This is a genomic window from Pseudomonas sp. 5Vm1k (genome assembly GCF_056161485.1).
This window is the reverse complement of sequence record NZ_JBSPCZ010000027.1, coordinates 26,877-51,925: the sequence shown is the minus strand read 5'-3', so window position 1 is coordinate 51,925 and position 25,049 is coordinate 26,877. Positions and strand designations below refer to the sequence as shown.

General features: G+C 60.5%; 25 protein-coding genes. 12 read left to right on the top strand and 13 right to left on the bottom strand.

All coding sequences use genetic code 11. The annotated features are described in order from the left end of the window. Positions 1-222: 222 nt before the first annotated feature. Together ACWIKB_RS31195 and ACWIKB_RS31190 are read right to left on the bottom strand one after the other, a co-directional pair. Positions 223-1,653, bottom strand: a complete 1,431-nt coding sequence (locus tag ACWIKB_RS31195) for a histidine kinase sensor domain-containing protein (protein WP_475271298.1) — start codon at positions 1,651-1,653, stop codon at positions 223-225. After that, positions 1,640-2,362, bottom strand: a complete 723-nt coding sequence (locus ACWIKB_RS31190; protein ID WP_475271297.1) for a response regulator transcription factor — start codon at positions 2,360-2,362, stop codon at positions 1,640-1,642. The genes ACWIKB_RS31195 and ACWIKB_RS31190 overlap by 14 nt, the downstream gene beginning before the upstream one ends. A gap of 214 nt (positions 2,363-2,576) precedes the next feature. On the opposite strand from ACWIKB_RS31190, the gene ACWIKB_RS31185 reads away from it, so the two are divergent. Together ACWIKB_RS31185 and ACWIKB_RS31180 are read left to right on the top strand one after the other, a co-directional pair. Then, positions 2,577-5,327, top strand: coding sequence for a response regulator (locus ACWIKB_RS31185; RefSeq protein ID WP_475271296.1), 2,751 nt, complete (start codon positions 2,577-2,579; stop codon positions 5,325-5,327). A gap of 67 nt (positions 5,328-5,394) precedes the next feature. Then, positions 5,395-6,384 carry a 2-hydroxyacid dehydrogenase gene (locus ACWIKB_RS31180; protein WP_475271295.1) on the top strand — a complete coding sequence of 330 codons (990 nt, stop codon included), beginning with the start codon at positions 5,395-5,397 and terminating at the stop codon, positions 6,382-6,384. A gap of 6 nt (positions 6,385-6,390) precedes the next feature. Here the strand turns inward: ACWIKB_RS31180 and ACWIKB_RS31175 are convergent, their stop codons facing one another. Next, on the bottom strand, positions 6,391-6,831 hold the full coding sequence (locus tag ACWIKB_RS31175; protein WP_475271294.1) for a hypothetical protein: 441 nt from the start codon (positions 6,829-6,831) through the stop codon (positions 6,391-6,393). 134 nt (positions 6,832-6,965) lie between these two features. Between ACWIKB_RS31175 and ACWIKB_RS31170 the strand changes: the two genes are divergently transcribed. Both ACWIKB_RS31170 and ACWIKB_RS31165 read left to right on the top strand, forming a co-directional pair. Beyond that, entirely contained in the window at positions 6,966-7,400 is a 435-nt protein-coding gene (locus ACWIKB_RS31170) for a hypothetical protein (protein ID WP_475271293.1), read from the top strand. Continuing rightward, complete coding sequence (locus ACWIKB_RS31165; RefSeq protein WP_475271292.1) at positions 7,400-7,804, top strand: META domain-containing protein; 405 nt, start codon at positions 7,400-7,402, stop codon at positions 7,802-7,804. Before ACWIKB_RS31170 ends, ACWIKB_RS31165 begins: the two co-directional genes overlap by 1 nt. 157 nt (positions 7,805-7,961) lie before the next feature. Here the strand turns inward: ACWIKB_RS31165 and ACWIKB_RS31160 are convergent, their stop codons facing one another. Continuing rightward, positions 7,962-8,429: a redoxin domain-containing protein gene (locus tag ACWIKB_RS31160; protein WP_475271291.1), complete on the bottom strand. Its 468-nt coding sequence runs from the start codon at positions 8,427-8,429 to the stop codon at positions 7,962-7,964. A 114-nt stretch (positions 8,430-8,543) separates the two neighbouring features. On the opposite strand from ACWIKB_RS31160, the gene arsC reads away from it, so the two are divergent. Genes arsC through ACWIKB_RS31145 form a run of 3 tightly spaced genes read left to right on the top strand, consistent with a single transcriptional unit; the run spans position 8,544 to position 9,917 of the window. Further along, complete coding sequence (arsC, locus tag ACWIKB_RS31155; RefSeq protein ID WP_475271290.1) at positions 8,544-8,897, top strand: arsenate reductase (glutaredoxin); 354 nt, start codon at positions 8,544-8,546, stop codon at positions 8,895-8,897. After that, on the top strand, positions 8,894-9,490 hold the full coding sequence (wrbA, locus tag ACWIKB_RS31150; RefSeq protein ID WP_133840441.1) for an NAD(P)H:quinone oxidoreductase: 597 nt from the start codon (positions 8,894-8,896) through the stop codon (positions 9,488-9,490). Before arsC ends, wrbA begins: the two co-directional genes overlap by 4 nt. A gap of 1 nt (position 9,491) precedes the next feature. Beyond that, positions 9,492-9,917, top strand: a complete 426-nt coding sequence (locus tag ACWIKB_RS31145; protein ID WP_201205873.1) for a DUF2069 domain-containing protein — start codon at positions 9,492-9,494, stop codon at positions 9,915-9,917. Positions 9,918-10,034: 117 nt separating this feature from the next. Here ACWIKB_RS31145 and ACWIKB_RS31140 read toward each other — a convergent pair whose 3' ends face one another. Both ACWIKB_RS31140 and ttcA read right to left on the bottom strand, forming a co-directional pair. Beyond that, positions 10,035-10,709 (bottom strand): DNA-3-methyladenine glycosylase I, encoded by a 675-nt coding sequence (locus ACWIKB_RS31140; RefSeq protein ID WP_123407098.1) that lies wholly within the window; start codon positions 10,707-10,709, stop codon positions 10,035-10,037. Between the two features lie 178 nt (positions 10,710-10,887). Next, complete coding sequence (gene ttcA / locus ACWIKB_RS31135) at positions 10,888-11,712, bottom strand: tRNA 2-thiocytidine(32) synthetase TtcA (RefSeq protein WP_475271289.1); 825 nt, start codon at positions 11,710-11,712, stop codon at positions 10,888-10,890. Between the two features lie 381 nt (positions 11,713-12,093). On the opposite strand from ttcA, the gene ACWIKB_RS31130 reads away from it, so the two are divergent. After that, on the top strand, positions 12,094-12,696 hold the full coding sequence (locus ACWIKB_RS31130) for a Yip1 family protein (RefSeq protein WP_123598032.1): 603 nt from the start codon (positions 12,094-12,096) through the stop codon (positions 12,694-12,696). A gap of 143 nt (positions 12,697-12,839) precedes the next feature. Further along, a complete protein-coding gene (locus tag ACWIKB_RS31125; RefSeq protein WP_054054846.1) occupies positions 12,840-13,334 on the top strand; it encodes a SprT family zinc-dependent metalloprotease in 495 nt (164 codons plus the stop codon). Positions 13,335-13,471: 137 nt separating this feature from the next. Here the strand turns inward: ACWIKB_RS31125 and ACWIKB_RS31120 are convergent, their stop codons facing one another. Next, positions 13,472-14,653 (bottom strand): CaiB/BaiF CoA transferase family protein, encoded by a 1,182-nt coding sequence (locus tag ACWIKB_RS31120; protein WP_475271288.1) that lies wholly within the window; start codon positions 14,651-14,653, stop codon positions 13,472-13,474. Between the two features lie 144 nt (positions 14,654-14,797). Next, positions 14,798-16,132 carry a dicarboxylate/amino acid:cation symporter gene (locus tag ACWIKB_RS31115; RefSeq protein ID WP_475271287.1) on the bottom strand — a complete coding sequence of 445 codons (1,335 nt, stop codon included), beginning with the start codon at positions 16,130-16,132 and terminating at the stop codon, positions 14,798-14,800. A gap of 339 nt (positions 16,133-16,471) precedes the next feature. Between ACWIKB_RS31115 and ACWIKB_RS31110 the strand changes: the two genes are divergently transcribed. After that, complete coding sequence (locus tag ACWIKB_RS31110) at positions 16,472-17,470, top strand: AraC family transcriptional regulator (protein WP_475271286.1); 999 nt, start codon at positions 16,472-16,474, stop codon at positions 17,468-17,470. A 130-nt stretch (positions 17,471-17,600) separates the two neighbouring features. Here the strand turns inward: ACWIKB_RS31110 and ACWIKB_RS31105 are convergent, their stop codons facing one another. The 3 genes from ACWIKB_RS31105 to ACWIKB_RS31095 all read right to left on the bottom strand — a co-directional run bounded on the left by ACWIKB_RS31105 (position 17,601) and on the right by ACWIKB_RS31095 (position 20,344). Beyond that, complete coding sequence (locus ACWIKB_RS31105; RefSeq protein ID WP_475271285.1) at positions 17,601-18,947, bottom strand: ATP-binding protein; 1,347 nt, start codon at positions 18,945-18,947, stop codon at positions 17,601-17,603. Then, positions 18,944-19,621 carry a response regulator gene (locus ACWIKB_RS31100; RefSeq protein WP_475271284.1) on the bottom strand — a complete coding sequence of 226 codons (678 nt, stop codon included), beginning with the start codon at positions 19,619-19,621 and terminating at the stop codon, positions 18,944-18,946. Before ACWIKB_RS31100 ends, ACWIKB_RS31105 begins: the two co-directional genes overlap by 4 nt. A gap of 120 nt (positions 19,622-19,741) precedes the next feature. Then, complete coding sequence (locus ACWIKB_RS31095; RefSeq protein ID WP_054054834.1) at positions 19,742-20,344, bottom strand: outer membrane beta-barrel protein; 603 nt, start codon at positions 20,342-20,344, stop codon at positions 19,742-19,744. 146 nt (positions 20,345-20,490) lie between these two features. On the opposite strand from ACWIKB_RS31095, the gene ACWIKB_RS31090 reads away from it, so the two are divergent. After that, the gene (locus ACWIKB_RS31090; protein ID WP_475271283.1) at positions 20,491-21,282 is read left to right on the top strand and encodes a dienelactone hydrolase family protein; all 792 of its coding nucleotides are present in this window, start codon (positions 20,491-20,493) and stop codon (positions 21,280-21,282) included. 158 nt (positions 21,283-21,440) lie between these two features. After that, complete coding sequence (locus ACWIKB_RS31085) at positions 21,441-22,160, top strand: 4'-phosphopantetheinyl transferase family protein (protein ID WP_475271282.1); 720 nt, start codon at positions 21,441-21,443, stop codon at positions 22,158-22,160. Between the two features lie 116 nt (positions 22,161-22,276). Here the strand turns inward: ACWIKB_RS31085 and ACWIKB_RS31080 are convergent, their stop codons facing one another. Together ACWIKB_RS31080 and ACWIKB_RS31075 are read right to left on the bottom strand one after the other, a co-directional pair. Beyond that, on the bottom strand, positions 22,277-23,887 hold the full coding sequence (locus ACWIKB_RS31080; protein WP_475271281.1) for an ATP-binding protein: 1,611 nt from the start codon (positions 23,885-23,887) through the stop codon (positions 22,277-22,279). Continuing rightward, positions 23,884-24,609, bottom strand: a complete 726-nt coding sequence (locus tag ACWIKB_RS31075; protein WP_475271280.1) for a winged helix-turn-helix domain-containing protein — start codon at positions 24,607-24,609, stop codon at positions 23,884-23,886. The genes ACWIKB_RS31080 and ACWIKB_RS31075 overlap by 4 nt, the downstream gene beginning before the upstream one ends. Positions 24,610-25,049 lie beyond the last annotated feature (440 nt).

Sequence of the window (25,049 nt, the reverse complement as noted above, 5' to 3'; positions counted from 1 at the left end):
GACTGCGGGGGCGCCTATCATACCGGCAAACGTTGGCAGGCCATATCACGCAAAGTGTGGTGCTTATGGCTTATGGGAATAAGGGGCGGATTGATGTCATTGGAAGCAGCGCTCGAACAGCACAATAGGTTCAGAGCAATTGCGTCGGCAGTGCAGATACTTTTTCACCGGATGGGAGGGCCTCTTCGCGAGCAAGCCCGCTCCCACAGGGGTTGGTGTTGTTCATACAATTTGTGGGCGACACACTTCCACTGTGGGAGCGAGCCTGCTCGCGAAGGCGTCGTCACTCGCGCCACAAACATCCGCCACTAACCGCATATTCAGCCGCAACCCAGTCCCGGTGTTCTCCGCCCACAGCGTCCCACCCTGGCGCTGCACCGCATTCCTGGCGATGCTCAATCCCAATCCAAACCCGCCATCCCCCGGTCGCGAACCGTCGAGGCGAATGAACGGCGAGAAGATCCGCTCTAGATCAGCTTCAGCCACCCCGCCGCCCTGATCCTCCAGCCACAGATGCCAGTAATCTCCATCATGCCGTCCGTAAAGACTCACGACGCCGCCCTCAGGTGAATGCCGAATCGCATTGCGCACAATGTTTTCCAGCGCCTGAGCCAAGGTGTTCAGATGACCGCGCACCCAGCAGGATGAATCCACCGCGCAGTGCAACTGACTCGCCGGCCAGCCACTTTCATAGCAGGCATTTTCCGTGAGCATGTCCCACAGCGCCTGGACCTGGATTGATTCGTCGGGCAATCGCGTGCGCTCGGTGTCGAGCCAGGCCAGTTGCAGGGTGTCTTCCACCAGTCGTTGCATGCCATCGACTTCACGACCAATACGCTCACGCAATTGCACCAGATCCTGCTCACTTTCGCTGGCCACTCGCAGGCGGCTCAACGGCGTGCGCAATTCATGGGACAGGTCACGCAGCAGTTGTTGTTGCAAGGCCACGGTGCCTTGCAGGCGCTCGGACATATGATCGAAGGCCCGGCCCAGTTCGCCCAGCTCATCCGAGCGATTGGTGGTGTGGCTCGACAGACGCACATTCAACTGGTCGGCGCGCCACGCGTTGGCCTGTTCGCGCAGGCTGTTCAACGGCACTACCAGCAGCCGGTACAAACCGACGCACAACAACAAAGTGAAAAGCCCGGGAATCACGCCGTTGGTGATCACTCGCCAGAACACCCGGTATTGCCCGGGCAAAAACCGTTGCGGCAGTTCGATCACCAGGCTGCCGGCTGCCGGGTTCTTCGGGAAAGGCACACGCAGCCACGGCAAGCCTTGGGTATGGCGACTGGTGGGCCAATCGAGGCCGCGCAGAAAGGTCAGGCGCTGGATTTCCTTGTCCACCAGCGGATAGCTGCTCAAGGACTGCAAGTCACCGCCAATCACCCCGACCCACGTCGTCTCGCGCCGGCCGACACGCTGCAGCCAGGCATCGACGCCAGCGCTCTTGCCTTCATTCCAGGCTTGCTCCGCCTCGGCGGCGTAGCCCGTCAAGGTGCCCCGGGCCTCGTCGGACAGGAACAGGTTTTTCTGTTCCATGTAGCGGCCCCAGGACCAGCTCAGCCAGATCATCAGCAGACAGAACGCCACCAACAGACAAGCGAGTTTCCAGAACAGCGAATGCCGGCCCGGCAGGTCAGACCATTTCATCGACAGCACTCAAAACGTAACCCTTGCCCCACACCGTACGCACTTCCCGCTCGGTGTAGCCGATGGCCTTGAGCTTGCGACGGATCTGACTGATGTGCATGTCGAGGCTGCGATCATGGGCCGCGTACCCGCGCTGCAATACCTGCTGATAAAGGAAGGCCTTGCTCAACACCTCGTCGTTATTGCGATTGAGGGTTTCCAGCAAGCGATACTCGCTGCGGGTCAGGCCGGCGGCTTGCTCGCGGTAGAAGACTTCACACTGGTCATCGTCGAACAACAAGCTATGAACCGGACTCACCACCGCGAAAGGTTCTGGCCGACGATCAAGGGCCACCCGCCGCAGGATCGCTTCGATACGTACCCGCAACTCGGCCATGCTGAACGGCTTGGGCAGGTAATCGTCGGCGCCCAGGCGAAACCCGCTGATGCGATCAGCCTCGGCGCCCAGGGCCGACATCAGCACCACCGGGGTGGCGTGGCTCTGACGCAATTGAGTCAACACGTTCAGCCCATCCAGCCCCGGCAGCAGAATGTCCATCAGCACCACATCGAACGGTTGTCCGCGGGCAATGGCCAGGCCTTCCTGGCCGTTCTGGCACCAGGTCACCTGAAAGCCGCAACGCCCCAAGTGCTCGTGAACATAAGCGCCGAGCACGTGGTCGTCTTCTATAGACAGGATACGAGGATGGCCAGCAGTGATGGGATTCATGACTATCTGCAAATAATTCTCAGTTGGCGATTATTCAAGATTGCCTCGCCAGGGGCAACCCAAGGTTTGCCCGTCAGGCAAAACCTGCCATCCAGCCGACGAATGACGACATCAATTTACGAAGATTGCCCGCAAGCAAATCGCTACACTGCGCAAGTGGTGCGTGCCGGATGCACGTGCGGGTCCAATAAATAGCGGGATGCAGGAGAGATGCGTGCTTAAGAAACTGGGAATTAAAGGCCGCGTGCTGTTGCTGACCTTGCTGCCCACCAGCCTGATGGCGTTGGTGCTGGGCGGCTATTTCACCTGGATGCAGCAATCGGACCTGCAAGCCCAACTCATGCAGCGCGGCGAGATGATCGCCGAACAGCTCGCACCGCTGGTGGCCCCGGCGATGGGCCACAAGAACACCGAACTGCTGGAACGCATCGCCACTCAGTCACTGGAACAGACGGACGTGCGCGCCGTGACCTTCCTCGCCCCCGACCGTACACCGCTGGCCCACGCCGGCCCGACCATGCTCAACGCGGCACCGATCGGCAATAGCTCACAGATGTTGCGACGCAGCGGCAATGACGCCACCCGCTACTTGCTGCCGGTGTTCGGCAAACATCGCAACCTGGCCGGCGACCTGATTCCCGATGAATCCGACCGCCTGCTGGGTTGGGTCGAACTCGAACTGTCCCATAACGGCATGCTGCTGCGCGGTTACCGCAGTTTGTTTGCCAGCCTGCTGCTGATCGGTGCAGGCCTGGCCGGCGCGGCGCTGCTGGCATTGCGCATGGGCCGCACGATCAACCGGCCGATCAGCCAGATCAAACTGGCGGTGGCGCAACTCAAGGACGGTCATCTGGAAACCCGCCTGCCGCCCCTCGGCAGTCAGGAACTGGATGAACTGGCGTCGGGCATCAATCGCATGGCCGGCACCCTGCAAAATGCTCAGGAGGAACTGCAACACAGCGTCGATCAAGCCACCGAAGACGTGCGCCAGAACCTCGAAACCATCGAGATCCAGAACATCGAGCTGGACCTGGCACGCAAGGAAGCCCTGGAAGCGAGCCGGATCAAATCCGAGTTCCTGGCCAACATGAGCCATGAAATCCGCACACCGCTCAACGGCATTCTCGGCTTCACCCACCTGCTGCAAAAAAGCGAGCTGACGCCGCGCCAGCTCGACTACTTGGGCACTATCGAAAAGTCTGCCGACAGCCTGCTGGGAATCATCAACGAGATCCTCGACTTCTCGAAAATCGAGGCCGGCAAACTGGTGCTCGACAACATTCCGTTCAACCTGCGCGACCTGCTGCAGGACACCCTGACCATCCTCGCCCCGGCGGCCCACGCCAAACAGCTGGAACTGGTGAGCCTGGTCTATCGCGATACGCCGTTGTCGCTGGTCGGTGATCCGCTGCGACTCAAGCAGATCCTCACCAACCTGGTCAGCAACGCGATCAAGTTCACCCGCGAAGGCACCATCGTCGCCCGGGCCATGCTCGAAGAAGAGCACGAAGACAGCGTGCAATTGCGCATCAGCATTCAGGACACCGGCATCGGCCTGTCGAGCCAGGACGTGCGGGCGTTGTTCCAGGCGTTTAGCCAGGCCGACAACTCGCTGTCGCGCCAACCCGGCGGCACCGGTCTGGGGCTGGTGATTTCCAAGCGCTTGATCGAGCAGATGGGTGGCGAGATCGGCGTCGACAGCACACCGGGCGAAGGCTCGGAATTCTGGATCAGCCTGAGCCTGCCGAAAACCCGCGACGACGCTGAGGACCTGCCCGGCCCGCCATTGCTCGGGCGTCGGGTGGCGGTGTTGGAAAACCACGAACTGGCGCGTCAGGCGTTGCAGCATCAACTGGAAGATTGCGGCCTGGAAGTCACGCCGTTCAACACCCTGGAAAGCTTGACCAATGGCGTGACCGGCGCGCATCAGACCGAGCAGGCGATTGATCTGGCGGTGCTCGGCATCACCAGCAACGACATGCCGCCGGAGCGCCTCAACCAGCACATCTGGGACCTCGAACACCTGGGCTGCAAAGTCCTGGTGCTGTGCCCGACCACCGAGCAGACGCTGTTCCACCTCTCGGTGCCCAACCCGCACAGTCAGCTTCAGGCCAAACCGGCCTGCACGCGCAAATTGCGTCGGGCTTTGTCCGATCTGGTCAACCCGCGCCAGCAGCGCAGCGAACCCGGTGAACCGGTATCGAGTCGTGCGCCGAAGGTCCTTTGTGTCGACGACAATCCGGCCAACCTGCTGCTGGTGCAAACCCTGCTCGAAGACATGGGCGCCAAGGTGCTCGCCGTGGAAAGCGGTTACGCCGCCGTTAAAGCGGTGCAGAACGAAACCTTCGACCTGGTGCTGATGGATGTGCAAATGCCCGGCATGGACGGGCGTCAAAGCACCGAAGCGATCCGCCAGTGGGAAAGCGAGCGGCATTGCACGCCGCTGCCGATCGTGGCCCTCACCGCCCACGCCATGGCCAACGAAAAACGCGCACTGTTGCAAAGCGGCATGGACGATTACCTGACCAAACCCATCAGCGAACGGCAATTGGCGCAGGTGGTGTTGAAGTGGACCGGCCTGGCCCTGCGCAATCAGGTGCCGGAACGCTCCAGCGATCACCCTGGCGGCAGCGATTTGCTGGTGCTCGATCACGAAGAAGGTTTGCGCCTGGCTGCCGGCAAGGCTGATCTGGCGGCGGACATGCTGGCGATGCTATTGGCCTCGCTGGAAGCCGACCGCGAGGCGATTCGCGTCGCCCGGGAAGCCAACGACCAGAATGCCCTGATCGAGCGGGTCCATCGCCTGCACGGCGCCACGCGTTATTGCGGTGTTCCGCAACTACGCGCGGCCTGCCAGCGCAGTGAAACCCTGCTCAAGCAACAAGATCCGAAAGCCGCGGCGGCCCTCGAAGAACTGGAGCGCTCGATCAATCGCCTCGCCGCCCAGGCACGTATCAGTGCCTGACCCAGGGCAATAGCGCCGGGCAGCAAACGGGATAAGGTAGCCGGGCGAGATTTTCCAGGAGGACAGCATGCGCACGATTCTTTTCAGCAGCCAGACCTACGACCGCGAGAGCTTTCTCGCGGCTGACGTGCCCGCCGGCATCGAGTTGCAGTTTCAGTCGGCGCGCCTGAGCATCGACACCGTGGCACTGGCTGAGCATCACGAAGTGGTGTGCGCCTTCATCAATGACGACCTCAGTGCGCCGGTGCTCGAACACTTGGCCGGCGGCGGCACGCGCCTGATCGCCTTGCGTTCGGCCGGTTACAACCACGTCGACCTGATCGCGGCGAAACGCCTGGGCCTGTCCATCGTGCGGGTACCGGCCTACTCGCCCCACGCTGTCGCCGAACACGCGGTGGCGTTGATCCTGGCGCTTAATCGGCGCCTGCATCGCGCTTACAACCGCACCCGCGAAGGGGATTTCAGCCTGCATGGGCTGACCGGTTTTGATCTGGTGGGCAAGACCGTCGGCGTGGTCGGCACTGGGCAGATCGGCGCGACCTTCGCAAAAATCATGAACGGCTTTGGCTGCAAGTTACTGGCCTACGACCCCTACCCCAATCCCCAGGTCGAAGCCTTGGGCGCGCGCTACCTGAGTTTGCCGCAGTTGCTGGCCGAGTCGCAGATCATCAGCCTGCATTGCCCGCTCAATGAGCAGAGCAAACACTTGATCAACCGCCAGTCACTGGCCCACATACAACCGGGGGCGATGTTGATCAACACCGGGCGCGGCGGTCTGGTGGACACACCGGCGCTGATCGACGCGTTGAAGGACGGGCAATTGGGCTATCTGGGGCTGGATGTGTATGAAGAGGAAGCGCAGCTGTTTTTCGAGGATCGTTCAGACCTGCCGCTGCAAGACGATGTGCTCGCGCGATTGCTCACGTTCCCGAACGTGATCATCACCGCGCACCAGGCCTTCCTGACCCGCGAAGCCCTGGGCGCGATTGCCGCGACAACCTTGCAGAACATCGCGGCGTGGGCAGCCGGCACACCACAGAATCGGGTCGAAGGCTGATCGGGATCAGGGCTTGGGAGCGATCGAGGAAGCCAGGATCAGCAGCCCCAACCAACCGAAGCCGATCAGGCGCTGTTGCAGTGAATGCCCGGGACGCAGCAAAAACCAGACAAAAAACGGTGGCAGTAAAAACGCCATAATCTTCAGCCAACCTTCTACCGGACGCGGCCACGTGTCGGTCGCCGGCAGATTCACCGGCGCACCACGGCGTCGGTGGCGGGACGTTGCGGGCGAAACCTCAGGCGTCACTTCTACTTTCGGCACCGGTTCGACAGTGACGGACGAAACCTCAGGTACATGCTCGTCTCGCGGCAACTGCCCGAAGGACAAAGGTGAAGTCCTGATAGTGGTCGCTTGCTTCGCCACGACCGGCGCGCCGCAGTGAATGCACGAAACCACTTCAGAGCTGATGCTCTGTTTGCATTCAAAACATTCGGTCAAGGCCATTTCCATTCCTTAGGGGTGCAAAAGCGGCAGTGTGCCATGAGTGGGCCAGTGATTTGAACCTGATCGAAGGTCACATGCCCGCGCCATGCTGCGCCGATGCCCGTGCTAGCATACCGCGCATATTTGGAGGACCCATGGTCGAACACGATTTTCGCTATAGCTTGATGAACCCGCAGCACACCCTGACCGAATGCCGCGCCCTGGTGCCGGGGCGTTATCAAGTCACCGGCAACGGCGGCTCGATTCGCAATAATGACGTGCTGGTGGTCACCCTCAAAGGTGCGAAGGACTTGTCCATGCGCCTGACCGTCGAAACCGTCCGCCACCTGATCAACCCGCCCGGCCAATGGGTCGCGGTGGCCAGTGGTCCGGTGTTCGGCGAACTGGCGATCCACACGTGGAAGGTCAACTGCGACAGCTGCGCCAAAGAACTGAGCTTCGAGTTCGCGGTCGACGCCAAGCTGGGTAACAAGGCCGAAAAGCCTGCCGCCACTGCGCGGATTGCCGAGTTGGGCTGGATCACCGCTGGCGAGAAACACCTGTGCCCGAAATGCCAGGAGCCTGTGTGATGAAACACCTTGCTCTGGCGGCCGTGGTTGGCGCCAGTCTGATGGGCTGCGCCGCCGAACCGGTTCAACTGCAACAGAACCGTAGCTACATTCTGGAATGGATCGGTGAACGGCCATTGATGGATTACAGCCACCTGACCATCACCCTCGGTGACGACGGTCGGGCCTACGGCAATGGCGGCTGCAACCACTGGTTCGCGCCGTACACCCTGGAAGGCGACAAGCTGACTTTCGGCAAAGTCGGCAGCACCCGCAAACTCTGTGCACCGGCGTTGATGGAGCAGGAAAAGCGTTTCCTGCAGGCCCTGGAAAACGTACAGCGCTGGGACATCTCCCCGATCGAGCAGATGCGCTTCTGGCCGGCCGAAGGCAAGCCGTTGCGTTGGTGGCTTGAAGAGGGTTGATCCCTTGTGGCGAGGGGGCTTGCCCCCGTTGGGCTGCGAAGCAGCCCTAAACCCAAACGCCTTGTTTTGTCAGGCACAACACCGTGCACATTAGTTTTGCGACTGCTGCGCAGCCGAACGGGGCAAGCCCCCTCGCCACAGGTGAACGATCAACAACTCAATTCGTGGCTTTCAACTCTTCCAACTTCGCCATCACCCCCGCCGCTGTCTGCTCGCCCATCAACTGTTCCCGCACCTTGCCCTTGTTATCGATGATGTACGTCACCGGCAACGCTTCGCTGCGAGGTAAATCAAACAGCTCGGCCGGGTCCTGAGCCAGCACGGTGAACTTGATCCCCAGTTTCTCACTGGCACCTTTGAGCTCTTCACCCTGCACATTGTCGAAGTTGACCCCGAACACCCCGATCTTCTTGGCCTTGAGTTCTTCGGCCAGGGTATTCAACTGCGGGATCTCGGTTCGGCACGGGCCGCACCATTCAGCCCAGTAATTGAGCACAAACCATTGTTTGTCGAGACGCCCGGCCGCCACTTTGTGGCCATCCTGGTCAATGCCATAGTCGTTGCCGCAGCCCCCCAGCATCAGCGCCCCGATGATCGCCAATGCCACTGCCAATCGCCTTGTCATGTCGTGATCCTTGTTCAAAATTGAATGCGCCTGCGACCCATCGCCTCCCGAGGTTCTGGATTGCGCGCTGCACAGTTAGAATAGCCGTCACCTTACGCAAGATGCGACCCGCACATGACCGATCTGACGCTTTATCACAACCCGCGCTGCTCGAAATCCCGCGGTGCGCTCGAACTGCTCCAAGCCCGTGGCCTGACCCCGACCGTGGTCCGCTACCTCGAAACGCCACTGGACGCCGCGCAACTCCAGGGCCTGCTGAAAAAGCTCGGCATCAACGCCCGGCAATTGCTGCGCACCGGTGAGGATGAGTACAAAACCCTCAACCTGGCCGACGCCACCCTCAGCGAGGCGCAATTGATCGCGGCCATCGCGGTGCATCCGAAACTCATGGAGCGGCCGATTCTGGAAGTCGGCGACAAAGCCGTCATCGGCCGTCCGCCGGAGAAAGTGCTGGAGCTGTTGCCGTGAGCGCGCCATACATTCTGGTCCTGTATTACAGCCGCAGCGGCTCGACCAATGAAATGGCCCGGCAGATTGCCCGGGGTGTCGAACAGTCCGGGATGGAAGCGCGCCTGCGCACCGTGCCGCCGATTTCCACCGAGTGCGAAGCGGTGTCACCGGACATTCCGGACGAAGGCGCACTCTACGCCAGCCTCGACGACCTGAAGAACTGCGCCGGCCTGGCCCTCGGCAGCCCGACTCGCTTCGGCAACATGGCGGCGCCGCTCAAATATTTTCTCGATGGCACCAGCAACCTGTGGCTGACCGGCGCGCTGGTGGGCAAACCTGCCGGCGTGTTCACCTCCACCGCCAGCCTGCACGGTGGCCAGGAAACCACCCTGCTGTCGATGATGTTGCCGTTGCTGCACCACGGCATGCTGATCACCGGCCTGCCCTACAGCGAGTCGGCATTGCTGGAAACCCGTGGCGGTGGCACGCCGTACGGCGCCAGCCATCACGCCGGGGCCGACGGCAAACAGGGTTTGAATGAGCATGAAGTCGCGCTGTGCCGGGCCTTGGGCCTGCGCCTAGGGAAGACCGCACAGAAGCTGGAGGGCTGACATGGCGAAGAAGCCGAAGATTCTGCCCTCGATCGAATGGCTCGAACCACGAGTCCGGGCGATGCGGGTGGTCAGCCTGGTGTGCTTTTTCGGCCTGGTGGGGCTGTTGTGCGCCTACTACCTGCTGGTCGCCGACCTGCATGGCGCGCGGCCGTGGGTGATTTTGCTGATCGAACTGGTGCCGCTGCTGTTGCTGGCGCCGGGGATGATTGTCGGCAGCGCTCGTGGGCATTCGTGGATGTGTTTCGTGGTGAACCTGTATTTCATCAAGGGCGCGCTGGCCGCGTATGACCCGAACCGGCAGTTGTTCGGGTTACTGGAGATGGGCGCTAGCCTGGCGGTGTTTTGCTCGGCGTTGCTGTATGTGCGGTGGCGGTTTCAGTTGAATCGCAAGCTGGCTGGCGAGGGCGAGATTTCGGTCGCCTGATCTGGCGCCTTCGCGAGCAAGCCCGCTCCCACATTGGATCTTCAGTGGACACATTATTTGTGGACACCACAGATCCTCTGTGGGAGCGGGCTTGCTCGCGAAGGGCGCGACCCGGTCTCAATGATTCACTGTATACGCCAGCATCATCGAAATCTGGCTCATCGCCCGCCCGCCACTCTGTTCATGCCACTGGTTGAACACGTCCTGCACCAACGCCAGGTCCCGCTGGCTGGTCGGCACCTTGTCGACGATCTTCTGTGCATTCAACCCAGCCACCACATCGTAACTCGGCACAAATGTGTCCTTGCCGACCATGCGCAGGAAGCGCGGCGCCGACAATCCACCCAGTTGATGACCGCGCTTTTTCAGGAAGGTCCACAAGCCGACAATATCGGTCACCGGCCACTCGGCGATCAGTTCACCGAAGCTGCCCTTTTCATGGGCCACATCCAGAATGAACTGCGCATTGCGCGGCACGCTCTTGAGCTTACCCAGGTGGCGAATGATTCGCGCGTCCTGCATCAGGCGCTCCAGATGTTCAGCGCTCATCAGCACGACTTTTTCCGGGTCGAACTTGAAGAACACTTCTTCGAAGGCCGGCCACTTGGCGTCCACCAGGCTGTGCTTGAGCCCGGCGCGGAACACCCGCAGGGCCATGGTCGAGAGGTAACGGTCATCGCTGATCTTGCGCAATTGCGCCGGGGTCTTGGGAACCGGCAGATGGGCTTCCAGTTCAGCCGCCGAACCGAAGCGGTTCAGACAGTACTCGTGTAGCCACTTGTAATCGCGCATGCCCTCTCCTGAGGATTGAAAACGAAAAACCTGTGGGAGCGGCTGTGGCGAGGGGGCTTGCCCCCGTTGGGCTGCGAAGCGGCCCCAAAATCGCCGGCATGATGGAGATTTTGTGAGTGCTACGCACTCAAACGGGGGCAAGCCCCCTCACCACAGGCCCGCTCCCACAGGGGGTTGTTCAGAGGTTGACTACGTTAACGAAGCGCGAAGCTGCGGTTTCGTCGATGCGCAGGTTGGTGAAGTCAAACAGATTACGGTCCGCCAGTTGCGACGGCTGCACATTTTGCAGGCTGCGGAAAATGCTTTCGGTGCGGCCCGGAGTCTTGCGTTCCCATTCTTGCAGCATGTCCTTGACCACCTGGCGTTGCAGGTTTTCCTGGGAGCCGCAGAGGTTGCACGGGATGATCGGGAATTGTTTGAAATCCGAATAGGCCTGGATGTCTTTTTCGTTGCAGTAGGCCAACGGGCGGATCACCACGTTGCGCCCGTCGTCGGCGCGCAGTTTCGGCGGCATGGCCTTGAGCGAGCCGTTGAAGAACATGTTCAGGAAGAACGTCTCGACGATGTCATCGCGGTGGTGACCGAGGGCCATCTTGGTCGCGCCGATTTCGTCGGCAAAGGTGTACAGCGTGCCACGACGCAGGCGCGAGCACAGCGAGCAAGTGGTCTTGCCTTCCGGGATCAGTTCCTTGACCACCGAATAGGTGTCTTTCTCGACGATGTGGTACTCGACGCCCAGCGCCTTGAGGTAGGCCGGCAGCACGTGTTCGGGAAAGCCCGGCTGCTTCTGGTCCATGTTCACGGCCACGATGTCGAACTTGATCGGGGCGACCTTCTGAAAGTGCATCAGCACATCGAGCAGGGTGTAACTGTCCTTGCCACCGGACAGGCAGACCATGACCTTGTCGCCGTCTTCAATCATGTTGAAATCGGCAACAGCCTCACCGGCCTGGCGGCGAAGGCGCTTTTGCAGTTTGTTCTGGTTGACCGTGAGAGTGCCCATGACGCGAGATCCGTGAGGTGTGACGAAAGGCCGGCATTTTACGCAAAAACCTGCCATCGGCGAAGTACCCACCATCCCCGTAGGAGCTGTCGAGTGAAACGAGGCTGCGATCTTTTGATCTTGTTTTTAAATATCAAAGTCAAAAGATCGCAGCCTCGTTTCACTCGACAGCTCCGACAGGGGATTGGTGACAGACCCTGCGGCGATTACCAGGGTTGTTTACAGCGCGATTTGCTCTAACGCCCTGCAACCAGCGCCGGTAAGACCTTTCTATACTGCGACATAAGGTCGCACACATATCCAGACCTTTACTTACTTGGCCACTTTGGCCCGTAGGCGCTCCGCTGGGGGGCGATGGTAAAAACAAGAGGAGTGACTGGCATGATCCATCACGTAGTGGGGCTCTTCACCCACCCCGACCAGGAATGGAAAGACATCCGTGGCGACCAGGAGGAAAGCATCAGCCACATGTACCTCACCCACACGCTGATTCTGGCGGCCATCCCGGCTGTGTCCGCATTTATCGGCACCACCCAGGTTGGCTGGGTCATTGGCAGTCGGGCGCCGGTGATGCTGACCACGGAAAGCGCGCTATGGATGACGATCATGTCATACGTGGCGATGCTCGGCGGCGTGGCTGTAATGGGCGCATTCATCCACTGGATGGCCCGTACCTATGACGCCAACCCGAGCCTGGCCCGTTGCGTCGCATTTGCCACCTACACCGCGACACCGCTGTTCGTGGGCGGGTTGGCGGCGCTGTATCCACATATGTGGTTGGGGATGATCATCGGCACGGCTGCCATCTGCTACACGGTGTACCTGCTGTATGTGGGGTTACCGACTTTCATGAACATTCCATCGGACGAGGGATTCCTGTTTTCAAGCTCGGTGCTCGCCGTCGGGCTGGTGGTGCTGGTGGCGATCATGGCGTTTACCGTGATTGTCTGGGGACTCGGCGTGGGGCCGGTCTATACGAATTAGTCTTTTCATAGAACAAGATCTGCCAACACAGGCCGCCGCAAGGCGGCCTTCTCATTGGCGCAGGGGACGACCATTCGGCGCCTTACTGATTCGCAAGGCCCCGGGGTTGCGGCATACTCGACGTCTCTGGAGATCCATCAAGCATGCCCGAGCAACTCAATACCCGCGTCGAAGACTGTTTCCAACAAGCCGAATCCTTTTTCAAACGACCTTTCAAACGCCCCGTGGTGAGCCTCAAGCTGCGCGGGCAAAAAGCCGGTGTCGCGCATCTGCACGAGAACCTGCTGCGCTTCAACCCGCAGCTGTACCGGGAAAACACTGAAGATTTCCTCAAGCAAACCGTGGCCCACGAAGTCGCGCACCTGATCGCCCACCAACTGTTCGGCGACAGCATTCAACCTCACGGCGAAGAGTGGCAACTGATCATGCGCGGCGTGTACGAACTGCCGCCCAACCGGTGCCACACCTACGACGTCAAACGCCGCAGCGTGACCCGCTACATCTACAAATGCCCGTGTGCCGACAGCGATTTCCCGTTTTCGGCGCAGCGGCATAGTCTGGTGCGGCAGGGGCGGCGGTATTTGTGTCGGCGGTGTCGGAGCACGTTGGTGTTTAGTGGGGAGATGCGGGTCGAGTAGTCAGATTTGTAGTGCCGGGGCCGGCCTCTTCGCGAGCAAGCCCGCTCCCACAATGGTTCTGTGTTGTTCGCTCAATTTACGTTCGCTGAAGATCCCCTGTGGGAGCGGGCTTGCTCGCGAAGGCATCTTATCAGGCGCTACACAACTACCTTGGCACGCCGCAATTCCTCGATCCGCTGCGCACTAAACCCCAACTCCCCCAACACCTGATCCGTATGCTCACCCACCGCCGTCCCGATAAACCGCGGCTCCGGCAACCCATCCGAAAATTTCAACGGACACGCCATCTGCTGCTGAGTCGAACCATCCCCACGAGGCACCTCCGTCACCAGCCCCCGGGCCTTTAACTGCGGATGCCGCACCGCCTCGCCCAGGCTCAACACCGGTTCGACACACGCATCGACTCCGGCAAACAGCTCGCACAGTTCGGCAAAGTCATGCTTCTCGAATTCCATCTTCAACTCATTCTTCAGCGCCTGTTGCTGCTCGGGTTTGGGCGACAAGCCCTGGGGCGCCAACTCCGGTCGTCCCAGCGCCGAACACAGTTGCTGCATGAATGCCGGTTCCAGGCTGCCCACCGATAACCAGCGGCCATCCCGGGAACGGTAATAGTCGTAGAAGCTGCCGCCATTGAGCATTTGCTCTTCGCGCCCGGGCTCCACGCCGCACGCCAGATACCCGGCGCCGGCCATGGCGTTGAGGCTGAAAGCGCAGTCGGTCATGCTCACGTCCAGATGCTGTCCCTGCCCCGTCTGCTGTCGGGCGATCACCGCCGCCAGCAGGCCGATCACCCCGTGCAACGAACCACCGGCGACATCCGCCACCTGCATGCCCAACGGCACCGGACCGCTGTCGGCGCGGCCGGTGTAACTCGACAGCCCCGCCAGCGCCAGGTAGTTGATGTCGTGGCCGGCGCGATCCTTGTAGGGACCGGTCTGACCATAGCCGGTGATCGAGACGTAGATCAGCTTTGGATTGATCGCTTTCAACGCTTCATAACCCAGGCCCAAGCGCTCCATGACGCCGGGGCGAAACTGCTCCAGCACAATGTCGTGATCCTGCAGCAGTTGCTTGATCACCTCCAGCGCCTCGGGCTGCTTGAGGTCCAACGCCAGGCTGCGCTTGTTGCGGTTCAGATAAGCGTGGCTGGCGGAGACGCCTTGGTCGTGCGGCGGCAGTACCCGCAGCAGGTCCATGCGGGTCGGCGATTCGATGCGCAGCACCTCGGCGCCCATGTCCGCCAGCAACAAAGAGGCGAATGGCCCCGGCAGCAGTGTCGAGAAATCCAGAACCTTGAGTGATGCCAATGGACCGAGCATGGGTGTTCTCCGTAAACGATGCTTCCAGACTAGGCAGCCGATGGCATTGCAGCAATCACCTGATGTGTCAGCGCCTGTGACCGTTTAGCTCAAACCGCAGGCATGAAAAAACCCGCCGAAGCGGGTTTTTTCATTACAGCAGTCTTATTTGACGTTGCTTGGGGTTGGGCCTTCGGCCACGCCCAGGTCGTCTTCTACGCGTTCGTCGGAGATCCCGCGACCGCCAGAAGCCAGCTCGGCTTGCATCACGTCGGTGTCCAGCTCCTTGACCCACTTGGCCACGACCAGGGTCGCAACAGCGTTACCGACCAGGTTGGTCAGGGCGCGGGCTTCGGACATGAAGCGGTCGATGCCGAGGATCAGCGCCAGACCGGCAACCGGCAAGTGGCCAACGGCCGACAGGGTGGCAGCCAGTACGATGAAGCCCGAACCGGTCACGCCGGCAGCGCCTTTGGAGGACAGCAGCAACACCACCAGCAGGGTGATCTGGTGCGTGATGTCCATGTGGGTGTCGGTCGCCTGAGCGATGAACACGGCGGCCATGGTCAGGTAGATCGCGGTACCGTCGAGGTTGAACGAGTAACCGGTCGGGATCACCAGCCCCACGACGGATTTCTTCGCGCCCAGACGCTCCATCTTGATCAGCATGCGTGGCAGTACCGATTCCGAAGAAGAAGTACCCAACACGATCAGCAGCTCTTCACGGATGTAGCGAATCACTTTCAGCACGCTGAAACCGTGAGCGCGAGCGATACCGCCCAACACCACCAGCACAAACACAAGGCAGGTGATGTAGAAGCACAGCATCAGCTGGCCCAGTTGCACCAGCGAACCGACGCCGTAGGCACCGATGGTGAACGCCATGGCGCCCAGGGCACCGAGTGGCGCGAGCTTCATGATCATGTTGATGATGTTGAACATCACGTGGGCGAAGCGATCGATGAAGTCCAGGATCGGCTTGCCGTAGGCACCCAGGCGATGCAGGGCGAAACCGAAGATCACCGAGAACATCAGCACTTGCAGGATATCGCCGGTGGCGAACGCGCCGAAGATGGTAGCCGGGATGATGTTCAGGATGAAGCCGACGACGCTTTGATCAGCACCGGCCGCGACGTAGGCAGCGACTTTGGAGGCATCCAGAGTGGCAACGTCGATGTGCATGCCGGCACCCGGCTGGACGATGTTGACCACCACCAGGCCGACCAGCAGTGCAATGGTCGAAACGATTTCGAAGTACAGCAGCGCGTAACCACCGGTCTTGCCCACCGATTTCATGCTCTGCATGCCCGCGATGCCGCTGACGACGGTGCAGAAGATGATCGGGGCGATGATCATTTTGATCAGTTTGATGAACCCGTCACCCAGTGGCTTGAGGGCCACACCGGTCTGCGGGTAGAAGTGACCGACCAGGATGCCGATGGCGATGGCAACGATCACCTGGAAATACAGGGATTTGTACAGTGGCTGACGAGTCGTCATTGCAAAGTTCCTCAAGAGTGCCCCATCACAACATCCATCTGTTGCCCGTGACACTTCATTTGCGAACCCTCCTGCACTGGAGGGATTTGTTTTGTCGAGCTGCGCAACGGCAAGCATCTGACCGTTGTATCGCAAAGCCCGTGCCACCTTCGCCGAATTCCCTGCAAGCCTTTTGACATCAAGGGCTGCAGGGTTTTCCTTGTCACTGATCGGTTACAACAATGTGGCGGTTTTCCGCCGTTCATCCCGACCTCGTCCTACAATTTGGCGGATATCCGCCTTGTTCATCGCCAAGTCGTGCGGCTACCATCCGCTGCTTACTGGACGGACCTGCCTGCTATGCGTGAACGCACTATCGCCAGTCATTTCGCCCGCGCCGCCCTCGGTGGTGCGCGTCGGCGTGGCTATGATTATTCAGGCCTGTTGTTACAACTGGGGATCAGCCCCGAGTTGCTCGACGAGCCGCGGGCACGCATTGCGCCAGAGCAATTCACCCGGCTGATCCAGAGCCTGTGGCTGGCGCTGGACGACGAATACCTGGGATTTGGCCAGGCACCGAGTAAACCCGGCAGTTTCGCCATGATGTGCCATGCCATCATCCACTGCCGCAACCTGGATAAAGCACTTCATCGTGGCTTATTGTTTTATAGCCTATTCCCCGAGGCTCCGCGTCTGACGCTGAGCCGCGAAGGCGAGATGATTCGCTTGAGCCTGGACGATTCGCCGTTGTGGGACCCGGATCACTTTCTCAGCGAAAGCCTGCTGATGATCTGGCATCGCCTCGGCAGTTGGCTGATCGGCCAGCGCATTCGCCTGGAGCAGGCCACCTTCAGCTACCCGAAACCCGAGCACGGCGCCGAATACGATTTGCTGTTTCCTTGCCCGCAGGTGTTTTCGACGGCCCAGAGCAGCCTGCTGTTTCACAGTCGCTACCTGAGCATGCCGTTGTTGCAGGACGAACGAACCCTCAAGTATTTCCTCGAACGCTCCCCTGCCGACCTGTTGTCACGCCCGGACGACGGCGACAATTTGAGCAGCCAACTGCGCCGTTTACTCAGCCGCGACAGTGCTCGCTGGCCAGACTTGGAAGCCGTGGCCGCGCACCTGCACATCAGCCCGCAAACCTTGCGCCGGCATTTGCGTGAAGAAGGCAGCAGTTTTCAGGAATTGAAAGACCAGTTGCGTCGGGACATTGCGATTTATCATCTGGGTCGGGCGGATCTGTCGTTGCAACAGATTGCCGAGCAACTGGGGTTTTCCGAGCCTTCGGCGTTTCACCGGGCGTTCAAGAAGTGGACTGGATTGACGCCGGGGGCTTATCGGGCGCAGGAGAACTGAAGGCACCTTCAGACTTTGTGGTGGATATGCCGGCCCCTTCGCGAGCAAGCCCGCTCCCACAGGGGAATGCGTTCCAAATGTGGGAGCGGGCTTGCTCGCGAAGAGGCCCGAAAGAACACCATCAATCCGATCAAACCACCGGAAAATGAATCCGGAACGCCGCCCCGCCCAACGCCGAATCCCCCAACGTCAACTTGGCGCTGTAGCTCTCGATGATGTCCTTGACCACCGCCAAGCCAATCCCCTGCCCCGGATGCTGGCGATCCAGCCGTTCACCTCTTTGCAGAATCCTCGCCCGCTGATCCGGCGGCACACCCGGCCCGTCATCTTCAACGCACAACTCGATCCCGCTGAGGGTTTCACGCACGCTGATGCGCACTTCGCTCAGGCACAGGCGATAGGCGTTTTCCAGTAGGTTGCCCATCATTTCCAGCAAGGCGCCCTGCTCAATTGGCACATAACACTGCTCGGGCAAATCGAAGGCCACCCGCACCCGCTTGTCGCGGTAAACCTTGTCCAGCGTATCGCACAGGCTTTGCAGCACCGGGCGCAGGCGCACCTGATGGCGCACCAGGCCGCTTTTGCGCAGGCTGGCGCGCTGCAATTGATAGCTGATCTGCTGGCTCATGCGTTCGATCTGCGATTGCAGCACCCAGGCTTGATCTCGATCCTCGGGGCGCTGGGCCATGTCCTCGCTGACACCCTGCAATACGGTCAACGGGGTTTTCAGGCTGTGGGCCAAATCGTCGAGGGAATCGCGATAACGGCTGCGCTGTTCACGCTCACTGTGCAACAAGCGGTTGAGCGAGCCGGTCAGGCGCAGCAGTTCACGGGGATGTTCTTCACTAAGGCTTTCCCGGGTGCCGCTTTCGATCTCGTCCAGTTCCTGACTCAGCCGGCGCAATGCCTGCAAGCCCCAGGTCAGACCAATCCACAGCAATGCCAACAGCACCAGTAATGCGGCGCCGAAACCGAGGTAGAGATTTTCCCGCAGGCCTTCGACGGTGACTTCGTACTCATGCACCGGTTGCAAAGCGACGATGCTGAACGCCGCGCTTTTGCCTCCCAGCAGTTTGACTTCGACGTCGTAGACGAAGAACTCCTGGCCGTTGGCCTCGCGAATCCGCGCGAACTCGTTTCCGCGCCCGTCATAGCGCGGCTTGTAGTTGATGTTTTCTTCCTGGGTGGCTTTCGAGCGCCAGACCAGATGCCCTTCGCGGTCGTAGATGTAGCCGAGCAAACGGCTGTCGGTCAGGTTGAAGCGCTCATCGGGCAACTGCAAAGGCATCTGCAAGCGATTGCCTTCCACCCGTGCGGCGGAGATCAGCGTGGTGACGTCCGAGGCCAGGCGTTGCTCGATGGAATCCTGCAACGCCAGGCTGAACGCGCCCTGCATCGCTGGCAGCAACGCCAGCATGAACAACACCGCCAACAGCGTGGCGGCGAGCATCAGGCGGACGCGAAGGGAACGAATCAAGTGCAGCGCTCATTGAACAGGTAACCGAGACCGCGCACGGTATCGATCGGTTTGAACCCGGCCGGGCCTTCAAGTTTGCGGCGCAGGCGGCCGACCAGCACTTCAATCACATTCGGATCACGCTCGTCGTCGTCCGGGTAGAGCTGTTCCATCAAGCGATCCTTGGCCACCACCTGCTGGTGATGGCGCATCAGGTACTCGAGGATTCGGTACTCGTAAGCGGTCAGCGCCAGCGGCTGTTCGTCGAGGGACGCCTGTTTGCGATTGAGGTCAAGCATCAGCGGCCCGGCGACGATGGTCGACTGGGTAAAACCGCTGGAGCGGCGCAGCAAGGCATTGAGCCGGGCGTCCAGCTCTTCGAACTGAAACGGCTTGACCACGTAGTCGTCGGCACCGGCGGCCAGGCCTTCGACCTTATCCTGCCAGTTGCCACGGGCAGTGAGGATCAAGATCGGAAAGGTCTTGCCCTGGGAGCGCAGCTGACGAATCAGATCGAGCCCGCCCATGCCCGGCAGGCCGAGGTCGATCACCGCCAGGTCATGGTTGAACTGCTCGGTCTGGTACAGCGCCTCTTCGGCGTTGGCCACGGACTCGACCACGTGGCCACTATCCGTCAGGCGGGTTTGCAGGTGATGGCGCAACAGCGCTTCATCTTCGACGACCAGCAGTTTCATAACGCTCTCCCGGGCAAAACAACATCTCCAGAGGCATGCGCACATGCCTCGATGGCCAACATGGCAACGCCGGATCACCCTTTTAAGGTGACCCGGCGCAGGTCTGTCGCGAACCGCTTATCAAAAAGCGTAGTTGGCAGACAGGTACGTCTGGGCGCTGCTGTTCAAGGCCAGCGACCCTTGTTTGCTGCCACCGCGCTCGCTCATTTCGGTACTGGCATTGCTGCGCAGGTAACGGTAACCCAGCTCGACCGAGGTGTTTTGTGAAACTTGCTGCAACACACCGACCTGGCCGCCGAGGGCGTAACCGATGTCGCTGTCGCGGCTGAAGCCGGGGGACTCCTGAGTCATCTTGGTGATACCGGCCGTGGCACCGCCGAATAATTTGGTGCTTCCGCCCACCGGGTAGAACAGATCGTAGCTGCCCAGCAGGTTTTCCTGACGCAGTTTAATGCCATTGTGCGAGCCAGACACATTGTCGTAAGTGGCGTAGTAACGGCCCTGGCTGTTTTGCTGGCCCAGGCGCACACCCCAAGTGGTGTCCTTGCCGATTACGCCGTCGGCGTTCGGGCTGTTGAGGTTGTCGTTCAAGGCGTGGGACTTTTTAACCTTGTCGCTGGTTTGGCCGAGCGTCAGGCCGGCGAAGGTTTCGTCGGTGGCGTGGGCAGCGGCGCTGGCGCTCAAAACGGTGAAAGCCAGAAGCAGTTTTTTCAATCCAGTCATAGGAAGTTTCCTTATGCGCTATCGCTTTTTGGGTACGGGGCAAGGTTACTCACCCAGCCCTGAACTCCCCCTGAACGCACTCTGAACCTAAGCTGAATCAAATCGACTAGGCTGATTTGAAGACCTTCCTTGCAGGAGAACCGATCATGCGCACGTTCCTCGCCCTCGCCTTGCTGGTCTTGAGCGGGCTGACCCAGGCTGCGATCAAGACCCAGGAAATCCCTTACCAGAGTACCGACGGAACGCAGATGATCGGTTACTACGCCTACGACGACGCCATTAAAGACCCGCGCCCGGGCGTTGTGGTGGTGCATGAATTCTGGGGGCTCAACGATTACGCCAAGCGTCGCGCCCGGGACCTCGCCGGTCTGGGTTACAGCGCGTTGGCCATCGACATGTATGGCGGCGGCAAGAATACCGAGCATCCGAAGGACGCCATGGCGTTCATGCAAGAAGCGTTGAAGGACAGCGCGGTGGCCAGCGCGCGCTTTCAGGCCGGGCTCGATCTGTTGAAGCAACAGCCGCAGACCGATCCGAATAAACTCGCGGCCATCGGTTACTGCTTCGGCGGTGGCGTGGTGCTGAATGCGGCACGCCAGGGTCTGCCGCTGAAGGGCGTGGTGAGTTTCCACGGTGCGCTGGCGACCAACACGCCAGCCACACCGGGCAGCGTGAAGGCGAAAATCCTCGTCGAGCATGGCGCCAAGGACAGCATGATCACTGCGGACAACGTCACCGCGTTCAAGTCTGAAATGGACAAGGCTGGCGCTGACTACAAGTTCGTCAGCCTCAAGGACGCCAAGCATGGGTTCAGCAATCCGGATGCGGACCGGTTGAGCCATGGCGATCATGGCGGGCCGGATATTGGCTACAACAAAGCGGCGGATGAGAGTTCGTGGGCGGATATGAAGGCGTTCTTCAAGAAGATCTTTGGTTAAGCAGGTAGACCGTAGCGCGGCGGCTATTCGCGAGCAGGCTCGCTCCCACAGGGGTACGCGTTCCAATGTGGGAGCGAGCCTGCTCGCGAATAGCCGCCGCGCCACCGATCTAACCTTTGCACTACCCAGCCCCCGAACAACCCGGCAAAATGCCCGACATGAATCCAGCCCTGCCCGCCTGCTGCACCCCCCTCGACTCCCTCTGGCCGCTGCCGTTCGTGCTGCCCGATACGGTGCTGCTGAGCACCCACTTCGACACTTCGCAACTGGCCAGCGATGACTTCCAGCGCAGCGCCATCTCGCCGCCGGCGAGCATCCAGCGTTCGGTGGCCAAGCGTCAGGCGGAGTTTCTCGCCGGGCGAGTCTGCGCGCGGGCAGCGTTGCAGCAACTGGAAGGCTTGAGCTTTATCCCGGCGATTGGCGAAGACCGCGCGCCGGTCTGGCCGGCACACATCACCGGCTCGATCACCCACAGCACCGGCCGGGCCGCGGCGATTGTCGCCAACAAGGCGCAATGGCGCGGCCTCGGCATGGACCTGGAGAACCTCCTCAACTTCGAACGGGCCGAACGCCTGGCCGGGGAAATCCTCACGCCGCCGGAATTGCAGCGCATGGCGGCGGGGCCAAGCGACCAGTTGGCGTTGCTGGTGACCCTGACCTTTTCGGTGAAGGAAAGCCTGTTCAAGGCGCTCTACCCGATCGTTCAGAAGCGGTTTTATTTTGAACACGCGGAAGTGCTGGAGTGGACTGAAAGCGGTCAGGTGCGATTGCGCTTGCTCACCGATTTGTCCAGCGAATGGCGCAACGGGACAGAGCTCGAAGCGCAGTTTGGGGTGCAGGATGGGCAGTTGTTGAGTTTAGTCAGTATCAAGGCTTGAAGTCTTCGGTGGCTGGAAGGGCCTCTTCGCGAGCAAGCCCGCTCCCACGTTTTGAAATTCATTCCAATGTGGGAGCGGGCTTGCTCGCGAAGGCGGTCCACCAGCCACCACAATATTCAACGCTTCTCCTGATTCCTCGGCCAACTCAAACTGAAACACGCTCCACCCAGGCTTTTGCTCTTGCTGATCAGCGCCCGCCCGTCATGCCAGTGCACAATCCGCCGCACAATGGACAACCCCAGACCATGCCCTCCGGACGCTCGGGTCCGGCTGTCATCGAGGCGCAGGAACGGCGTGAAGATTCTCTCCCAGGCCACTTCCGGCACACCCGGCCCGTCATCCTCGACATCCACCCGACAACGCAACTGCCCCACCTGATAACTGACGGTCACCCGCGACTGCGCATGGCGCATGGCGTTGCTGACCAGGTTCTGCAAGGCGCGGTGCAGGTAACGCGGTTCGGCTTCGACCCAGGCATCGTCGCAATCGGCGGCCGACAGGCATAACCCGCGTTGCACCGTGACTTCCGCGCGCAACGGCGCCAGCTCTTCAATCACCTGATTGACCAACGCATCCAGATCGACCCGCTGAAAATTCAGCGCCGGTGAGCCTTGTTCCAACCGCGCGTAGGTGAGCATCTCGTCCACCAGTTTGTCGAGGTCCTCGATGTCGTGGTCCATGCCTTCGCGGTACTTTTCCAGGGCCTGGGGCGTGGTGGCCGAGCCGATCATTTCCAGACCAAAACGCAGGCGCGCCACGGGGGTGCGCAGTTCGTGGGACACCGCACGCACCAGTTCACGCTGAATTGCCAGCAACTGCTGCAAATGCTCGGCCATGCCATTGAACGCCGACGCCAGGCGCCCGACCGAGTCCGCGCCACGCGCCGGCACGCGGGTTTCCAGGCTGCCCTTGGCGATGCGCGTAGCGGCAGCTTCGAGGCCGCGCAAACGGCGCTCCAGTTGCCGTACCAACAGATAGACGATCAAACCGATCAGTGTCAGGCCCAGCGCCGCGATCAGCACCAGCCATTCCGGTGGATAAGGATTCATCTGGAACAGCGGGCCAATCTCCAGCACCCACGGCGTGCCGACCATGCCGGCAAACACCCGAATCGAATCGCCGCCCTTGCCCAACGCCATCACCGTGTCACCTTCGGACACCCGGCGACTCTGATCCTCGTCCATGTCCGCCTGTTCGACCGTGACCAGTCGCAGGTCGAAACCAAAGCCCTTGTCTTCTTTCAATTGCGCCAGGCGCTTGGGTTGCTCGGCCACCGGGTAGCGCACCAGTTCGTCGGCCAGCAGGTAAATGGTCGCCCGGGCCAGTTGTTCGCTGATCTGCTGCACTTCGCCGGTGAGTACCAGTTGCTCCTTGTCACTGACCAACCGATAAACCTTCGCCGCATGGGGGCCGGTCTGCTCGACCAAGGCCTGGCCACGCAGCACACGGGTGCGCTGGGTCAGGTCGAGGTCGGTCTGGGAGAACGTCTGCAACGCCAGGGGAATGCCCAGCAGGCGCTCCCAGACCAGTAATGCGCGGTGGCGCTCGGTCTCGTTCATCGGCTGGAGGTTGTCGGCCATCAGCGAGAACGTGCCGTGGGCCAGACGTTCGCGGTATTGCTCGCTACGCACCTGGTTGAGCAGGTGCAGCGCCAGCACGCCAAGCACGGCCACGAGGATCAGTGCCGCGCACATGCCGCCGTAGATGCGCAGGAAGATCGAATTCACAGCGGCAGGTCTACGCAGGCTTCCGGCACGAACAGGTAGCCTTTGCTACGCACAGTCTTGATCAGTCGTGGATGATCGGGGTCGTCACCGATTTTCGGCCGGATGCGCGAGATGCGCACGTCGATGGAGCGGTCCTGGCCGTCGTAGCCGATGCCGCGCAGGGCGGTGAAGATTTCTTCCCGGGACAAAATACGTCCGGCGTTGGCCACCAGCAGCCAGAGCAGATCGAACTCGGCGCTGGTCAGTTCGATGCCATTGTCATTGAGCCAGGCTTCGCGCAGCGCGTTGTCCACCACCAGCGGGCCGAACTGCAGGCGCCGGAGTTTTTCCGGGGCCACTTCCGGTGCTTCGCTGCGGCGCAACAAGGCCTGGATGCGCGCCAGCAGCAAGCGCGGGCGCACCGGTTTGCAGACGTAGTCGTCGGCGCCCAGGTCCAGGCCCAGAATCTGATCGGTGTCGTCAGTGCGGGCGGTGAGCATCAGGATCGGGCCGTCGAACTTGTCACGAACCTTGCGGCAAATACTCAGCCCATCTTCGCCGGGCAACATCAGGTCCAGGATCACCAGGTCCGGCTGCTCCTTGATGATCCGCGCGGCGGCCAGCGCGCCATTGCCTTCGATCGACACACGCAGGCCATTGGCTTCCAGGTAATCGCGAGTCAGTTCGGCCAGACGCTGGTCGTCTTCGACAATCAATACCTGCCAGGCTTCTTGCTGCTCCACGGTGACCTCTGCTTGCCAACAACACTAATAAGGAAGGATCCCCCCATCTTTTTGTAATGATTGGGGAGGATAAGAATGCGTGTGTACGGCCGATTGTATAAACGTCGCCCGGAGAGAAAACAAGTCGGCAAATGCGTTCGGACAACGAGGTTTTTTGTGATAGGGTTCGCGCCCTTAAAAAACCGCCCGGACTGTTTTCGATTGTGAAAAAACCATGACAAACGGTCTACTCCAGTAGGGTCGCGGCCTACACGCTGTTTCCACGTTTCACACACAATTTACGCACAGGCTTATCCACAGGTAGTACGTTGCAATCACCCCCCAAAACGCATTATCTTGTACCTCGGCGCTGAAAAAACCCTACATGTAGGGTTTTAGCCCAAAAACCAAACACAAACCAGACACCGATTTCAAGCGCTTTTATTGCCTTTGTCTGGTTG

Excerpts from the sequence above, each read along its gene's own strand:
- ACWIKB_RS31100 (WP_475271284.1), bottom strand. The coding sequence starts at position 19,621 with ATGAAACTGCTGGTCGTCGAAGATGAAGCGCTGTTGCGCCATCACCTG.
- ACWIKB_RS31180 (WP_475271295.1), top strand. The coding sequence starts at position 5,395 with ATGCGCACGATTCTTTTCAGCAGCCAGACCTACGACCGCGAGAGCTTT.
- ACWIKB_RS31095 (WP_054054834.1), bottom strand. The coding sequence starts at position 20,344 with ATGACTGGATTGAAAAAACTGCTTCTGGCTTTCACCGTTTTGAGCGCC.
- ttcA (WP_475271289.1), bottom strand. The coding sequence starts at position 11,712 with ATGGGCACTCTCACGGTCAACCAGAACAAACTGCAAAAGCGCCTTCGC.
- ACWIKB_RS31165 (WP_475271292.1), top strand. The coding sequence starts at position 7,400 with ATGAAACACCTTGCTCTGGCGGCCGTGGTTGGCGCCAGTCTGATGGGC.
- ACWIKB_RS31170 (WP_475271293.1), top strand. The coding sequence starts at position 6,966 with ATGGTCGAACACGATTTTCGCTATAGCTTGATGAACCCGCAGCACACC.
- ACWIKB_RS31175 (WP_475271294.1), bottom strand. The coding sequence starts at position 6,831 with ATGGCCTTGACCGAATGTTTTGAATGCAAACAGAGCATCAGCTCTGAA.
- ACWIKB_RS31120 (WP_475271288.1), bottom strand. The coding sequence starts at position 14,653 with ATGCTCGGTCCATTGGCATCACTCAAGGTTCTGGATTTCTCGACACTG.
- ACWIKB_RS31090 (WP_475271283.1), top strand. The coding sequence starts at position 20,491 with ATGCGCACGTTCCTCGCCCTCGCCTTGCTGGTCTTGAGCGGGCTGACC.
- ACWIKB_RS31130 (WP_123598032.1), top strand. The coding sequence starts at position 12,094 with ATGATCCATCACGTAGTGGGGCTCTTCACCCACCCCGACCAGGAATGG.
- ACWIKB_RS31160 (WP_475271291.1), bottom strand. The coding sequence starts at position 8,429 with ATGACAAGGCGATTGGCAGTGGCATTGGCGATCATCGGGGCGCTGATG.
- ACWIKB_RS31110 (WP_475271286.1), top strand. The coding sequence starts at position 16,472 with ATGCGTGAACGCACTATCGCCAGTCATTTCGCCCGCGCCGCCCTCGGT.
- ACWIKB_RS31085 (WP_475271282.1), top strand. The coding sequence starts at position 21,441 with ATGAATCCAGCCCTGCCCGCCTGCTGCACCCCCCTCGACTCCCTCTGG.
- ACWIKB_RS31190 (WP_475271297.1), bottom strand. The coding sequence starts at position 2,362 with ATGAATCCCATCACTGCTGGCCATCCTCGTATCCTGTCTATAGAAGAC.
- ACWIKB_RS31125 (WP_054054846.1), top strand. The coding sequence starts at position 12,840 with ATGCCCGAGCAACTCAATACCCGCGTCGAAGACTGTTTCCAACAAGCC.
- ACWIKB_RS31195 (WP_475271298.1), bottom strand. The coding sequence starts at position 1,653 with ATGAAATGGTCTGACCTGCCGGGCCGGCATTCGCTGTTCTGGAAACTC.
- ACWIKB_RS31145 (WP_201205873.1), top strand. The coding sequence starts at position 9,492 with ATGGCGAAGAAGCCGAAGATTCTGCCCTCGATCGAATGGCTCGAACCA.
- ACWIKB_RS31115 (WP_475271287.1), bottom strand. The coding sequence starts at position 16,132 with ATGACGACTCGTCAGCCACTGTACAAATCCCTGTATTTCCAGGTGATC.
- arsC (WP_475271290.1), top strand. The coding sequence starts at position 8,544 with ATGACCGATCTGACGCTTTATCACAACCCGCGCTGCTCGAAATCCCGC.
- ACWIKB_RS31140 (WP_123407098.1), bottom strand. The coding sequence starts at position 10,709 with ATGCGCGATTACAAGTGGCTACACGAGTACTGTCTGAACCGCTTCGGT.